We start from the raw sequence: 14,742 nt of genomic DNA, 5'->3' as shown, positions 1-14,742 counted from the left end.
ACGCAGCCTTCAAGCAAATTTTAAAAACTAACCTTGCTTTACTTTTGCTTTACTCTATTTTTGATAAAATTACACACTTTTAATGAAAGGCTTAAACTTGAAGATTTTAGTAACAGGTGGAGCTGGATATATCGGCAGCCACGTAGTAAAAGCACTTTTAAAGCAAGGCAAAGATGAGATAATTATCATCGACAATCTCTGCAAGGGCTCACAAAAAGCACTTGAGGCACTTCAAAAGATAGGAAATTTTAAATTTATAAACGCAAATTTAGAGGATGATTTGAGCCAAATTTTTGCAAATGGTAAATTTGATGCGATCATTCATTTTGCAGCGTTTATCGAGGTCTTTGAGAGTATGAGCGAGCCGCTAAAATACTATCTAAACAACACCGCAAACGTCGCAAGGGTGCTAAAATATGCAAAAACTTACAATGTAAATAAATTTATATTTAGCTCAACTGCTGCAGTTTATGGCGAGCCAGACGTGGCGGAGGTGAGCGAGACAACGCCTACAAATCCGATAAATCCATACGGCAGAAGCAAGCTAATGAGCGAGCAGATCATCAAAGACTACGCCGCTTCAAATGAAAATTTCAAATTCGCGATTTTGCGCTATTTTAACGTAGCAGGCGCAGACGAGGAGGGGCTTATTGGTCAAAACTATCCAAACGCCACGCACCTTATCAAAGTAGCCGTGCAAACAGCACTTGGCAAGCGCGAGAGCATGGGTATCTTTGGCGATGACTACGCGACAAAAGATGGCACATGCGTTAGAGACTACATCCACGTTAGCGATCTAGCAGACGCCCACATCAGCGCACTTGATTACATCAGTCAAAATGGTAGCGAAACTTTTAACGTGGGATATGGCAGGGGATTTAGCGTAAAAGAGGTCATCGAGACCGCAAAAAAAGTAAGTGGGGTAAATTTTAAAGTGCTAAATGCGCCAAGAAGGGACGGCGACCCAGCTATCCTCATCTCAAACGCAAGCAAACTGCGCTCGCTAACAAGCTGGAAACCAAAAAGAGATGATCTAGCGCTCATCATAAAAACCGCCCTTGAGTGGGAAAAGAGAATTTAGGGGAAAACATGAAAATAGCAGTAATTGGAACTGGATATGTTGGGCTAGTAAGTGGCGCATGCTTTGCTAAGATGGGCAACAGCGTGATCTGCGTCGATGTCGATAGCAAAAAGATCGAGGCACTAAAAAACGGCGTCGTGCCTATATATGAGCCAGGACTTGCTGATATAGTGAGTGACTGCTACAAAAACGGCTCGCTTAAATTTAGCACTCAGATAACCGAGGCGCTAGAGCATGCAGATGTGCTATTTATCGCAGTTGGCACGCCCATGGGCGCTGATGGGCAGGCGGATTTAAAATATGTCCTCTCAGTTGCAAAGTCGATCGGAGAAAATTTAAGCAAACCGCTAATAGTAGTCGATAAATCAACCGTTCCAGTAGGCACTGGAGCTAAGGTGCACGAGGTGATCGAGGCTGAGCTTAAAAAGAGAAATGTAGAGGTTAAATTTGAAGTAGTCTCAAACCCAGAGTTTTTAAAAGAGGGCGCGGCGGTTGAGGACTTTTTAAAGCCAGACCGCGTTGTTATCGGCGCTAGTAGCGAGTGGGGCTTTGGCGTGATGAGAGAGCTTTACGAGCCATTTATGAAAAATCACGACAGGCTTATTTGCATGGACGTAAAGTCAGCCGAGATGACAAAATACGCTGCAAATTCGATGCTAGCAACCAAGATAAGCTTTATAAACGAGATAGCAAATATCTGTGAACGTGTGGGTGCAGACGTAAATTTAGTAAGAAAAGGTATCGGCAGCGACTCAAGGATCGGATATAGCTTCATCTATCCAGGCTGCGGATACGGCGGCAGCTGCTTTCCAAAGGATGTCGAGGCGCTCATCTATACGGCCAGACAAAACGGCTTTGAGCCAGAGCTTTTAAACGCGGTCGAGTCAAGAAATAAGGCTCAAAAAAGGGTGCTGTTTGAGAAAATTTATAACTTCTTTGGCGGCGATTTAAAGGGCAAAACGATCGCGCTTTGGGGGCTTGCGTTTAAACCAAATACAGATGACATGAGAGAAGCTAGCTCGCTAACTTTGATAAAACTTTTAGATGAAGCCGGCGCAAAAGTGGTGGCGTACGATCCAAAAGCAAGCGAAGAAGCTAAAAAATATATGCCAAATTTAGATGTGAAATACGCTAAAAATAAGTATGACGCTCTTGATAACGCCGATGCTATGGTGCTTGTGACCGAGTGGAGCGAGTTTAGATCGCCTGATTTTATGGAGATCAAAGAGAGGCTAAAAAATGCCGTCATATTTGACGGACGCAACCAATATAACGCTAGAGCTTTAGCCGAGCATGGCTTTAAATACTTTCAAATAGGCGTCAAAGCGTGAAGCAAATTTTATCTTTTCTTGTAGCTTGCTTGCTGCCTTTTACGCTCTTAGCTAGCGAAACGGCAGGTAAAAACAAAGCAAAAATGCAAGAGCAGGTTTTTGAGCTACCTATCTCAAAGATGCCGGTTGATTATTTTAAATATGAAGTTGCATTTTTTAAAGAGGTGCAAACAGACTGTGAATTTGCTATGCTAGAGGGCGGACATTTAGATAAAAAAGAGGATAAAAGCGGGGTTTATTATGAATTTAGTGCAGATGATGCGCCGCTTAAGCCTTGTAACGGCAAAAAGAAAAAGAGGCAAATTTATTATGAATTTACTCAAATTTTGCCTGGCGCTAGCCCCATAAGGATCGTAACTCCGCAAGGCGTGGGCGCAGAGATAAGAATTTATGAACGTGTAGAAACAATAAAACCAAAAATTTTAAAAAGGAAAGAGAAATGAAAATAGCAGTAGTAGGACTAGGATATGTGGGTCTTCCACTAGCAGCAGCTTTTAGTGAAAAGTACGAAGTAGTAGGCTTTGACGTAAATGCAAAACGCATAGAAGAGCTTAAGAGTGGCTATGATAGAACGCTTGAGCTTAGTAACGAGCAGATGAAAAAAGCGATCGATAATGGCATGAAATTTAGCCTAAATTTAGATGACATCAGAAGTTGCAACTTCTTCATCGTAACCGTCCCAACTCCTATAGATAAGAACAAACGCCCTGATCTAACCCCAGTGGTAAAAGCGACCCAGAGCGTGGCAAAAGTGCTTAAAAAAGGTGACATCGTTGTCTATGAGAGCACCGTTTATCCAGGCGTTACAGAAGAAATTTGCGTACCACTTCTTGAAGAGAGCGGACTTAAATTTAATAAAGACTTTTTCTGCGGCTACTCTCCAGAGCGTATAAACCCAGGGGATAAAGAGCACACTGTTACAAAGATCAAAAAGATAACAAGTGGCTCAACTCCAGAGATCGCTGACAAGGTCGATGAAATTTATCGCTCTATCATCACAGCTGGCACTCACAAAGCTTCAAGCATCAAAGTAGCAGAGGCTGCAAAGGTCATCGAAAACACCCAACGCGATATCAACATTGCCTTTATAAACGAGCTTGCGATGCTCTTTGAAAAGCTTCACATCAACACCATAGACGTGCTTGAGGCTGCTGGTACGAAGTGGAATTTCTTAAATTTCCGCCCAGGTCTAGTCGGCGGTCACTGCATCGGCGTAGATCCATACTACCTAACTCACAAAGCTCAGGAAGTGGGCTACAACCCTGAAATGATCCTAGCAGGTCGCCGCATCAACGATGATATGGGCAGATACGCAGCAGATCAGGTGATAAAACTAATGATAAGAAAAGGTGTGCTTATTAATAAAGCGCGCGTGCTTGTTCTTGGTATGACATTTAAAGAAAACTGCCCAGATATCCGTAACTCTCGCGTTATAGACGTGGTTGATGAGCTAAAAGACTTTGGTTGCAAGGTCGATGTGACCGACCCTTGGGCTGATAGCGCTGAGGTAAAACATGAGTACGGCTTTGATCTAGTAAAAGAGTATAACCTAGACGACTACGACTGCATCGTGATCGCCGTAGCTCACAATGAATTTAAAAAGCTCAACCTAAAAGGCCACTTGGTTTATGATATAAAAAATATCTACCCAGAGGCTGACGCTAGACTGTAAGGAATTTAGTGCACAAAGTAAGCGTAAATTGTAAAATTTTACTTATCTTTCTGGCTGCTTATTTGTTTGGATTTGCAGCTAGGATGCTTTGGGTATTGTGGGCAAAGGATATGCCAGAGTTTTACTTTAATGGCGAATTTATGCTTACGACAAATGACGCATACTATTACGCAGAGGGCGCTAGAGATATGCTTGCTGGCTTTCATCAGCAAAATGACTTTAGCCCCTTTAATCACCCAATCTCAACAATAGTTTTTTATATTTGCAAAATTTTACCTTTCAAGATCGAAAGTGTGATGTTTTATATGAGTGCACTTTTAGCACCTCTTATCGCACTTCCAGTTATCTTGATATCAAATGAATTTAAAGCTCTAAAAGCTGGGGCTGTGGCGGCATTTATGAGCGTTATCTTACCAGGCTATCTTGTAAGAACGTCGCTTGGTTATTTTGATAGCGATATGCTAAATGTCACGTTTGCGCTTTTTATCATCTATCTTTTGATCAGGCTTTTAAATACAAATGAACAAAAATTTATCGTTTTACCAGGGCTTTTTGTATCGCTTTATCTTTGGTGGTATCAAAGCTCTTATGCTCTTATTTTAAGCATTATCTTTATCTTTTTTCTCTACACGCTTGCTTTTATGCGAAACAAGATAGAAAACTACCAAACGATATTTTTTATGTTTATAAGCATCGTTAGCTTCAATATTTTTTTAAAAGATCCGCTCATTGCAAATAAAATTTTGATTTTAAATTTAGCGGTCATTGCTTTATTTTACGCCATTTTTTACAAATATAAAAAACTACTTTCACCTAGAAATTTAAGCATTTTTCTAGCTATTATGCTAGCTATTTTTATCTATTTTGGCGGTTTTGATTTTATCATTTCAAAGATAAGTAATTACGTTTTTAAAAGTAATGCGGAGGTTGCAAGTAAATTTCACTTTATAAGTGAGTACACGCTAATTGATGAGGTAAAAAGCGCTAGCCCTTTATACTTTGTCTATTTCATGGCTGGAAATATCCTTATTTTACTAGCAGCAGCGATTGGTTATTTAGTGCTTTGCTTTAAATTTCGCCCATTTTTACTTAGCTTGCCACTGCTTGGACTTGGCGCTTTATCGCTATTTGGCGGAGTTAGATTTGCTATGTATATAACGCCACTTGTTGCGCTTGGTTTTGGATATTTCTTGCACTTTTTTTTAAATTTATTTGATCTTAGAAATTCTCTTAAGAATTTATCCTTTTTTATTTTTGCGGCTGCTGCGCTTGCTCCAAATTTAGAGATCGCCTACTCTTATAGACCTCATACTTTGATCACGCATGAAGAGGCAACAGCGCTTGATCAGTTAAAAAAGGTAGCCAAGCGCGATGACTACGTGTTTTCGTGGTGGGATTATGGATATGCGATAAGATACTTTGCCGATGTTAAGACGTTAAATGATCCTGGTAGGCAAGGCGGCGAGAATAACTACTTTGTTAGCCTTGCCTTAAGAAAAGATGAGACAATCTCAGCTAAGCTAGCCAGAGTAGTGAGCGAGTACAACGATATCTCGTTTGAGAAAAAAAGTAGAGTGCTAGAAGAAATTTTAAAAGATCACAATACAGGCGATCTAAACCTCTTTTTAAGTCAGCTTGAAAGTGCAAATTTCACTCTGCCAGCGGCAAAAAAAGAGGTTTTTTACTATCTTGTGCCAGATATGATAGATATCGCTCCAAACATCTTTAGATATAGTTACATCGACGTTATGAGCGGTGAGAAGCCAAAAGAGGAGTTTTTTTACTACATTAGCCCTATAAGTAGCGTTAGTGAGGCAGACATAGATCTTGGAAATGGCTATATCTTGCCACTAAAAGAGCCAAAATTTATCACACATAACGGCGAAAAAGTGGCTGTAAAGTCCTTTTATAAGATAAAAGGCTCTGGTAAAGAGCTGCAAATAGATGAGAAAACTATCGACGAAAAGGCGAAAATCTCTGTTTTATTTTTAGAAGACTATGCTCGTGTGGTTTTAGTTGATGAAAATGCTTTAAATTCGGCTCTTGTGCAGCTTTTTATATTTGAGCGAGCAGATGAGAGATACTTTGAGCCATTTATCATCTCAAGTGGCGTAAAAATTTATAGGTTAAAAGTCTAATGCTAATCAATCTAATAAGCTCGATCGTCGTTTTTGTCGTATCAATGGGCATAAATTTCTTTCTTACACCATTTATCCTAAAGAGCCTTGGCAACGAGGCATTTGGCTTTGTGGGCCTTAGTAACGCCATAGTTAGCTACGCCGCAGTCGTAAGTGTAGCCATAAACTCAGTGAGCGGCCGCTTTGTCGCTCATGCGTGGCACAAAAAAGATATAAGCCTTGCAAATACCTACTACTCATCAGTGCTTGTGGTAAATATCTTCTTTTGCGCCGTTGTCGTGGTGCTTAGCTCTGTTTTCATACTAAATTTGCAAAGCTTTTTAAACGTCCCTGAAAATTTACTTTTTGATGTGAGAATGACCCTTGTTTTTTACTTTATAAATTTCTGCGTTGGGCTATTTAACGGCGTTTTGACGGTATGTGCCTTTGTGACAAACAAGCTCTATCTGCTCTCCATCAGAAACGCCATCTCAAGCGCGATCCTAGCAGCCCTTATCGTGGCGCTCTTTTTCTTTTTTAAGCCGTTCATTTCATACATCGCCATTTCAGCGCTAGTTGCTAGCCTTTTTGTCTTTTTTAGCACCATTTTTATGTCGGCTCGCATCACGCCGGAGTTAAAATTTAGCCTTAGTAAATTTGACTTTTCTAAGATCAAAGAGCTTTTAAGCTCTGGCATTTGGAATAGTTTTAATGCGCTAAATCGCATACTTTTAACAGGTATGGATCTATTTATTTGCAACATTTTTGTAAATGCAAACGCCACTGGCCTTCTTTCAGTCGCTAAAGCCGCTCCTATCATACTTGAGAGCTTTGTGGCGCAGCTTAGCGGTATCTTTGCACCAAAATTTGTCGAGCTTTACTCTAAAAATTTGATCACGGACCTCATAAACGAGGCTAAATTTTCAATGAAGGTGATTGCCTTTGTGATGAGCGCTCCGGCCGCATTTTTCGTCGTTTTCGGGCTTGATTTCTACACGCTTTGGCTACCTTTTAAAAGTGCTGACGAGGTCAAATTTATCTACAACATCTCGATGATAACGCTAGTGCCCATTGTATTTATAAGCTTTGTTTTTTCGCTTTTTAACCTTGATAGCGCGACAAACAAGCTTCGCCGCCCAGCCATTGCCAACACTATCCTTGGCGTTAGCACGATCATAGTGCAAATCGCACTGCTTAAATTTAGTGGCTACGGCGTTTATGGCATCGTCATTGTCGCAGCCGTTTTTTATAGTATAAGAATTCTTGGCTTTGACCTTATAAATGCTGCTTTAAATTTAGAGGTGAAGCTCACCACGTTTTATGGGGTTTATTTTAAAAATTTAGCCGTTTTTGCGCTCTGCGTGCTTGCGATGTTTGCCTGCAAGGACTTTGTGAGCTTAGATAACTGGCTAAAATTTGCTATCTTTGCTGCGATATACGCCAGCGCAGCTTATATTTTGGGATATTTTTTGTTTTTTAATGCCTTCGAGCGAGGCATAGTCTGGCGTAAAATTTTAAAAAAATTTAAAAGGTCTTAAATGAATGAAATTTATCTGATCTCTTTGGCAAAAGATACCAAAAGGCGAGAGCTTTTGCAGCAAAAATTTAGCTCTTATAGTAGCTTTAATCTAATAGACGCAGTTGATGGCAGGGAGCTAAACGCGAGGGAGTACTATAAGATCATTTCGCCATCATTTAAAGCTTATGGCAAGGTTTTAAGCCCAGCAGAGGTCGGCTGTTCGCTCTCGCACGTAAAAGCTTACGAGGCATTTTTGGCAAGTGAAGCCAAATTTGCTCTTATCTTTGAAGATGACGTTATAGGAGATGATAATGCCATAAAAGAGGCCTTTTTAGCAGCTAGCAAGATGCCTGAAAACAGCGTGCTGATATGTGGCATGCAAGATGGGCTAGAGGGCAGATTTAGCGCCTTTGGCAAAAAGGTGGATACTAGCCTAAGCAAGCCACTTTGGCAGGTCTCAAAGCACTCGTTTTCAAGCATTTATAGAGCAGGGGCTTATGTGCTAACTAAAAAAAGTGCTAAAAATTTGCTTGAAATTCATAAACGTGCGCTTTGCACGACCGATGTTTGGGACTATTTACTAGGCGTTAATGAGATGCAGATGTATTTTTGCGATCTTTTTGCGCACCCAACTGATCTAAGCGGCTCAAATATCGAGGGTGAGCGCCTTGAGAGAGGATATAGCGCAAATTTAAAGGTCTACATAAAAACATTTAAATTTATACTTTTCTCACGCCTTGAAAAGCTTCAAGGCTATGAGAGAATTTTTAAAAGGGACTAAATGAGTGAGCCGTTAATCAGCATAGTAACAGCGACATACAAGCGTCCAGAGCTTTTACAAAAGGCCATAAAAAGCGCTCTAGCTCAAAGCTATGAAAATTTAGAGATCATAGTAACTGACGACGGCGATGACGAGAGTGCGAGAGAAATTTGCAAGAGTTTTAACGACGCAAGGATCAAATTTGTAAAAAACACCACTCACAAAAAGAGCCCAAATGGCAACAAAAATAACGGCTTTGACAACGCAACAGGCGAGTTTGTCTGCTTACTTGACGATGACGATGAGCTTTTACCAGAGGCGATCAAAGAGTGCTATGAAATTTTAAAAAGTGGCGAGTATTCGTGCGTTTTTGCAGACGCGATCTGCGAAAAAGATGGCGTGATGACCGAGGTCGTGGCTGGTAGAAGCCCATATAAGCAAAGCGGAGCGATGAGTAAGGTTGATTATCACTGCGGGCGGATAAATGGCGAGTATTTTAAGCTTTTTTCACGTGAATTTATAGACGGCTTTAGGTTTGATGAGAGCAGTTTTGGTGGCGAAAATGAGCTTTATATCCGCTTTTTTGAAAAAAATGTCTTTTATCTTAAAAAGCCACTTTACATCTACCGCATCGCAAGAAGCGACAGTGCGACGCTAAATGCTGGCAAACACGCTCTAAACGTCGCAAACGCCTATATAAAAACAGCAAATTTGCACTACGACATCGCTATAAAAAATGAGCCAAAATTTCTAGCTATGCAGTATAAAAACGCCGCTTACTACGCCAAGATAGCAGGCGAATACGGCTTAATGTTAAGTTGTATTTTTAAAAGCCTTAGCATTAAATTTAGCAAAGAGGCGCTTATATTTTTGCTGCTTAGCCCACTTCCAAGTGGCATTTTACCGGCACTTTCAAAGCTTAGAGTGAAGATAAAACAAAGGTTTGGCGTATGAAGATATTATTTGTCACATCAACGCTTAGAAGTGGCGGTGCAGAGCGAGTTTGCGCGGTGATCGCATCAAGATTTAGCATGGATCACGAGGTAAGCCTTGTTAAATTTGATAAAGACGAGCCATTTTACGAGCTAGAAAGTGGCGTAAAGCTTATAAATTTGGGCGTTGGGGCTGATGAGCTTGGTTTTTTTGGAAATTTAAAAAAGAGAGTTTCAAAGGTGCTTGCCTTAAGAGCGCTCATAAGAGAGGGCAAATTTGACGCGGTTATATCTTTTTTAGACGCCGTAAATACCTTGGTACTCTTTAGCTCAGCAGGGCTAAAAACGCCTATAATCATAAGCGAGCACACAAACTACCTTGCGCCAAAAAGGGCGATCTTTAAGGTGCTAAGACGCCTTAGCTATCCATTTGCAAACGCACTTAGCGTCTTAAGCGACGAGGATCTTGGACATTACTCAAAATTTTGCAAAAATGTGATGAAAATTTACAACCCCCTCTTTGAAGAGATACGCAGTGAGAGCTTTACTAAAGAAAATTTAGTCATCTTTGTTGGCAGGCTAAATAAGATAAAAAACTGCGAAATGTTTATAAGAGTGGCTGCAAGCTTAAAACAAAGCGGCTATAAATTTGCTGTCGCTGGAGATGGCGGAGAGAGGCTAAATTTAGAAAATTTAGCTAAAAATTTGGGTGCAGAGGTGGAGTTTTTAGGAAATGTAAGCGACATCGCCTCGCTTTATAAAAGGGCAAAGGTGCTACTCTCTTGCTCAAATTTCGAAGGTCTTGGAAACACATTGATAGAGGCGATAAACTATGACTGCGTGCGGGTTGCGACAAAAACTAGCGGGGCAAAAGAGCTTATAAAAGATGGCTTTGATGGCTTGCTTTGCGAGATAAATGACGCTGATGATATGAGTAAAAAGCTTGCAAATTTGCTGAAAAATGAGGCAAAAATGGGCGAATTTGCCAAAAATGCAAGAGCTAGACTTGATGAGTTTAGCGTGGAGCAAATTTATAAAAAATGGCTGGAGCTTTTAAAGCTTGGAGGTGTGAAGTGAAAATTCTTTTTGTCATCGCCGCACTTAGAAATGGTGGGGCTGAGCGCGTGCTAAACGTGCTTGCAAATGAGCTTTGCAAAGACAATGAGATCACTATCGCCCTGCTTGAAGAGGATCTTGGACTTTATAAATTTAGTAAAAAAATAAATATCATAAATCTTAACGTCACTGGCTCTGGGCTGGCTTTGAAATTTAATAAAATTTTGGCTCTTAGAGCGCTTTTTAAGGAGCAAAGGGCTGATCTCATAATGAGCTTTATCGACTGGACAAACGTCGCTTGCGTGCTGGCAAATGCTGGGCTAAGGAGCAAACTAATAGCAACTGAGCATCACGAGCATAGCTACTTAAAAAGCAAAATCGCAAGCGCTATGCGTGACTTTTCGTATAAATTTGTAGATGGTTTAAGCGTGCTAAGTAAAAATGACTACGACTACTATAAATTTGCCAAAAATCGCGAGGTCATACATAATCCACTTTTTATCGACGTGCCTGAAATTTGCGAGAAGCAAAACGTCATCTTAAGCGTGGCAAGGCTGGAGGCGGTAAAGGGCTATGATATCTATTTTGAGGCGCTTAGCAAGGTGGATAAGAGCTTGCTTGATGGCTGGGAGATAAAGATCGCAGGCAGTGGCAGGCAAGAAGTGCAGCTAAAAGAGATGGCTCTAAATTTAGGGCTTAATATCAAATTTCTAGGTCACATGAACGACGTTAGTAAGCTTTATAGCGAGGCAAAAATTTTTACTCTTTGCTCAAGAAGCGAGGGACTTTCAAACGTGTTAATCGAGTCAGGCGCCTTTGGTTGCGCTAGGCTAAGTAGCGACACTGTGGGTGCAAGAGAGCTTATAAATGACGGCATAGACGGGCTTATCTTTAAAAATGGCGACAGCGACGATCTAAAAGATAAGCTTGAGATGCTTTTAAAAGATGAAAATTTAAGGCAAAAACTAGCAAAAAACGCCAGCGAAAGTGCAAATTTATTTAGCAAAGAAAATATCATCAAGCAGTGGCGAGAATTTATAAAAAAGGTTGTTAGCAAGTGAAAAAATTAGCCGTTTTTTTATACTCGATGGGGCCTGGCGGGGCTGAGCGAAATGTGGCAAATTTACTGCCATTTTTGGTCAAACGTTATGAAGTTCATCTCATCTTAATGAGCAAGGTCATCGCCTATGAGATCCCAAGCGAGGTGCAAATCCACTTTATAGAAAATAGCGACCCTTATGAGAGCGGAGTAAAGAAGCTAGTAAGGCTCTTTTTAGCGATGCCAATGCTTGCCTTTAAATATAAAAATCTTTGCCAAAGCTTAAACATCGACACGCAGTTTGTGCTGATGAACCGCCCATGCTACATAGCCGCAATAGCTAGGATTTTAGGGCTAAAAACTAGGCTAGTTATCAGCGAGCGAAGCTGCCCGTCTATCTTATATAAAGACGATTTAAGTGGGCGAGTTAATAAATTTTTACTCACTCATCTTTATAAAAAGGCTGATCTAATCCTCGCAAATGCAGCTGGCAACAAAGAGGATCTGGTGCGAAATTTTGGTATGAGCGAGGCAAAAACAAAGGTGCTTTATAACGCCCTTGATCTAAAAACTATAAATTTGCTAAAAGATGAGCCACTTGATGGCGATTTTAAGCCATTTTTCATAAACATAGGTCGCCTTGATAGCGGTAAAAATCAAGCCATGTTAATAAAAATAATAGCTTCAATTAACGACCCTCGCGCCACGCTTGGCATCCTTGGTAAAGGGCCTTTAAAGGATGAGCTGCAAAATTTGATAGACAAATTTGGCGTGGGTGAGCGAGTAAGGCTTCTTGGCACTGATAAAAATCCTTTTAGGCATATAAAAAACGCCTCTTGCTTGCTTTGTGCCTCGCGTTTTGAGGGCTTTTCAAATGTCTTGCTTGAAGCACTAGTATGCGAGAAAACTATCATCTCAACCGAGCACAAGAGCGGCGCAAAGGAGCTTTTGGGCGATAGCGAGTTTGGTATTTTAGTGCCAGTTGATGACGAAAATGCGATGAAAGAGGCGATGATAAAGGTGCTTAACGAGCGTGAAATAAGGCAAAATTTTGAAAATGTTGCGTATAATCGGGCTAAATTTTTTGATAGTGAAAATATAGCGAGCGAGCTTATAAATTTTTTGGAAAATCCTAATGAATAGAAATTTATTTTTTAAAAATTACTCTTTATACCTCATGATATTTGCCGCGGTCATCTTTGGCATGGTTTGCAGGCTTTACTGGGTCTTTTGGGCGAGCGAGTATCCAGTCTTTTTCTGGAACAACGAGCTGATGATCAGCACAAACGACGGCTACGCATTTGCCGAGGGAGCAAGGGATATGCTAGCTGGCTTTCACCAAGAAAACGACCTTAGCTACTATGGCTATCCGCTCTCGACGCTTACTTACTGGATCGTGAAATTTCTAGGCGTCAAGCTTGAGACAGCGATGATTTATATGAGTGTATTTTTTTCGTCGCTTGTGGCCGTGCCTGTTATCTTGATCGCAAATGAATACAAAGCAAAAATGGCTGGCTTCATCGCTGCACTTCTTGCAGTGATCGCAAATAGCTACTATAACCGCACGATGGCAGGATATTACGACACCGACATGCTCATCATCCCGCTTAGCGTTTTTGTCGTTTGGGGGCTTGTTAGAGTGCTTGAGAAAAAGGACGCAAGGAGCCTGATAATCGCCCCTTTAAGCGTGCTTATCTATATGTGGTGGTATATGAGCGCGTTTTCGCTTATTAGCATTTTAACTGGGCTATTTTTACTTTACACGCTCATTTTTGATAGGAAAAATCCACTTTTTTACCTTGAAATTTCGCTGCTTTTACTTGCTATCTCAAACCTTGATCTAACGCTTAAATTTATCGCTGTTATCGTTATTTACGCACTTTACCTACTTAAAAAAGAGGTGATAAATTTAAAAATTGCTCTTGGCATTTTGGCGATTATCTTTGTTATCTTTGTCATCCGTGGCGGGCTAAATCCGATAATTTTTCAGCTTAAATTTTACGTCTTTAGGGATGCGCCTGAAGTTGGCGGCATGAGCTTTCACTTTTTTAATGTCAATCAAACTATCCAAGAGTCAAGCGTCGTTGATTTTACGCTATTTTGCGAGAGGATCAGCGCAAATGTCATAACATTTTTGATCTCGCTTGCTGGCGTCGCTCTTTTTTGCTACAAGCACCGCTCATTTGCTGTCTCGCTTGGCATGCTCGCACTTGGCTTTTTGGCCTTTAAAAGTGGCCTTAGATTTACCATTTACGCCGTGCCTATCATGGCGCTTGGCTTTGGCTACTTAGTGGAGTTTGTGCTTGCAAATTTAAAGCTAAAAGGAGCCGTGCTAAATCTCATAAGAGCCTTCATAGCAGCTCTTGTGCTTGCTCCAGCGCTCATTCACATCTATGGCTACAAGGCTGAGCCAGTCTTTGTAAATAAAGAGGTTGAAATTTTAAATAAGCTAAAAAGCATCGCAGGGCGCGAGGACTACGTGGTTGCGTGGTGGGACTATGGATATCCGATTAGATATTACAGCGATGTTAAAACGCTAATTGACGGCGGAAAGCACCTTGGACGTGAAAATTTTGCCGTAAGCTTTGCACTTGGAAGCGACGAGATGAGCTCGGCAAATATGGCAAGACTCGATGTAGAATACACTGAGCGAAATTTCAAAGAGCACTTTAATGGCAACTTGGCGCAAATTTTAAAAGATAGAAATTTAAGCGTTGATCAGTTTTTTAGCGAGATAAAAGAGGCGAATTTTATCCTACCAGCAAAGAGCAGAGAGATATATTATTACCTACCAGATAGGATGCTTAGCATCTTTCCGACCATTTTGCAGTTTAGCAAGATCGATCTAAAAAGTGGTAAAAATTTAAACAACGGACTTTTCATCACCACTAGAGCGATCTCGCAAAGCGAAAAGGGCATTAGGCTAAGTGGCGGATTTACTCTAACAAGTGATGTCACAAATTTGATCTATGATGGCAATGTCTTGCCACTAAGATCTTTCATAGAGACCGACTACAACGAGGCTGGCAAGCTAAATGTAAAAGAGTATAAAAATAATGAAAGCTCAAACATTTCTGTCATTTTTATGAGGGATTATGGTAGATTTATCATCCTTGATGAGAGCATTTTAAATAGCGCCTACATCCAGCTTTTCGTGCTCGAAAGATACGATCCTAAGGTCTTTGAGCCAGTCATACTTGATGGGGCGGCAAAAGTTTATAGGCTAAAGAGGTAG

General features: G+C 40.7%; 12 protein-coding genes. All 12 read left to right on the top strand.

The features are described 5' to 3' along the window. Positions 1-97 precede the first annotated feature (97 nt). Genes galE through F3G86_RS03180 form a run of 12 tightly spaced genes read left to right on the top strand, consistent with a single transcriptional unit; the run spans position 98 to position 14,742 of the window. Positions 98-1,081, top strand: coding sequence for a UDP-glucose 4-epimerase GalE (gene galE, locus F3G86_RS03235; protein WP_149722971.1), 984 nt, complete (start codon positions 98-100; stop codon positions 1,079-1,081). 8 nt (positions 1,082-1,089) lie between these two features. Continuing rightward, complete coding sequence (locus F3G86_RS03230) at positions 1,090-2,412, top strand: UDP-glucose dehydrogenase family protein (protein ID WP_149722970.1); 1,323 nt, start codon at positions 1,090-1,092, stop codon at positions 2,410-2,412. Then, a complete protein-coding gene (locus F3G86_RS03225; protein WP_149722969.1) occupies positions 2,409-2,855 on the top strand; it encodes an ecotin in 447 nt (148 codons plus the stop codon). The genes F3G86_RS03230 and F3G86_RS03225 overlap by 4 nt, the downstream gene beginning before the upstream one ends. Further along, positions 2,852-4,084 carry a nucleotide sugar dehydrogenase gene (locus F3G86_RS03220; RefSeq protein WP_103571625.1) on the top strand — a complete coding sequence of 411 codons (1,233 nt, stop codon included), beginning with the start codon at positions 2,852-2,854 and terminating at the stop codon, positions 4,082-4,084. Before F3G86_RS03225 ends, F3G86_RS03220 begins: the two co-directional genes overlap by 4 nt. Before the next feature lie 8 nt (positions 4,085-4,092). Then, a complete protein-coding gene (locus F3G86_RS03215) occupies positions 4,093-6,222 on the top strand; it encodes an STT3 domain-containing protein (protein WP_149722968.1) in 2,130 nt (709 codons plus the stop codon). After that, on the top strand, positions 6,222-7,739 hold the full coding sequence (locus F3G86_RS03210) for an MATE family efflux transporter (RefSeq protein WP_149722967.1): 1,518 nt from the start codon (positions 6,222-6,224) through the stop codon (positions 7,737-7,739). The genes F3G86_RS03215 and F3G86_RS03210 overlap by 1 nt, the downstream gene beginning before the upstream one ends. Further along, positions 7,740-8,501 (top strand): glycosyltransferase family 25 protein, encoded by a 762-nt coding sequence (locus tag F3G86_RS03205; RefSeq protein WP_149722966.1) that lies wholly within the window; start codon positions 7,740-7,742, stop codon positions 8,499-8,501. It abuts the gene before it with no gap. Further along, complete coding sequence (locus F3G86_RS03200; protein ID WP_149722965.1) at positions 8,502-9,434, top strand: glycosyltransferase family 2 protein; 933 nt, start codon at positions 8,502-8,504, stop codon at positions 9,432-9,434. Continuing rightward, positions 9,431-10,489: a glycosyltransferase gene (locus F3G86_RS03195; protein ID WP_149722964.1), complete on the top strand. Its 1,059-nt coding sequence runs from the start codon at positions 9,431-9,433 to the stop codon at positions 10,487-10,489. Before F3G86_RS03200 ends, F3G86_RS03195 begins: the two co-directional genes overlap by 4 nt. Further along, positions 10,486-11,529, top strand: a complete 1,044-nt coding sequence (locus F3G86_RS03190) for a glycosyltransferase (protein ID WP_149722963.1) — start codon at positions 10,486-10,488, stop codon at positions 11,527-11,529. Before F3G86_RS03195 ends, F3G86_RS03190 begins: the two co-directional genes overlap by 4 nt. Beyond that, positions 11,526-12,650, top strand: a complete 1,125-nt coding sequence (gene pglJ, locus F3G86_RS03185; RefSeq protein ID WP_149722962.1) for an N-acetylgalactosamine-N,N'-diacetylbacillosaminyl-diphospho-undecaprenol 4-alpha-N-acetylgalactosaminyltransferase — start codon at positions 11,526-11,528, stop codon at positions 12,648-12,650. The genes F3G86_RS03190 and pglJ overlap by 4 nt, the downstream gene beginning before the upstream one ends. After that, positions 12,643-14,742: an STT3 domain-containing protein gene (locus F3G86_RS03180; protein WP_149722961.1), complete on the top strand. Its 2,100-nt coding sequence runs from the start codon at positions 12,643-12,645 to the stop codon at positions 14,740-14,742. The genes pglJ and F3G86_RS03180 overlap by 8 nt, the downstream gene beginning before the upstream one ends.

Origin of the sequence: Campylobacter concisus (genome assembly GCF_902460595.1) — a bacterium.
Lineage (GTDB): Bacteria > Campylobacterota > Campylobacteria > Campylobacterales > Campylobacteraceae > Campylobacter_A > Campylobacter_A concisus_BL.
Note: the sequence above shows the minus strand (reverse complement) of the source record. Positions and strands in the feature narration are given on the sequence as shown.

Excerpts from the sequence above, each read along its gene's own strand:
- F3G86_RS03230 (WP_149722970.1), top strand. The coding sequence starts at position 1,090 with ATGAAAATAGCAGTAATTGGAACTGGATATGTTGGGCTAGTAAGTGGC.
- F3G86_RS03220 (WP_103571625.1), top strand. The coding sequence starts at position 2,852 with ATGAAAATAGCAGTAGTAGGACTAGGATATGTGGGTCTTCCACTAGCA.
- F3G86_RS03210 (WP_149722967.1), top strand. The coding sequence starts at position 6,222 with ATGCTAATCAATCTAATAAGCTCGATCGTCGTTTTTGTCGTATCAATG.
- F3G86_RS03205 (WP_149722966.1), top strand. The coding sequence starts at position 7,740 with ATGAATGAAATTTATCTGATCTCTTTGGCAAAAGATACCAAAAGGCGA.
- F3G86_RS03200 (WP_149722965.1), top strand. The coding sequence starts at position 8,502 with ATGAGTGAGCCGTTAATCAGCATAGTAACAGCGACATACAAGCGTCCA.
- F3G86_RS03195 (WP_149722964.1), top strand. The coding sequence starts at position 9,431 with ATGAAGATATTATTTGTCACATCAACGCTTAGAAGTGGCGGTGCAGAG.
- F3G86_RS03180 (WP_149722961.1), top strand. The coding sequence starts at position 12,643 with ATGAATAGAAATTTATTTTTTAAAAATTACTCTTTATACCTCATGATA.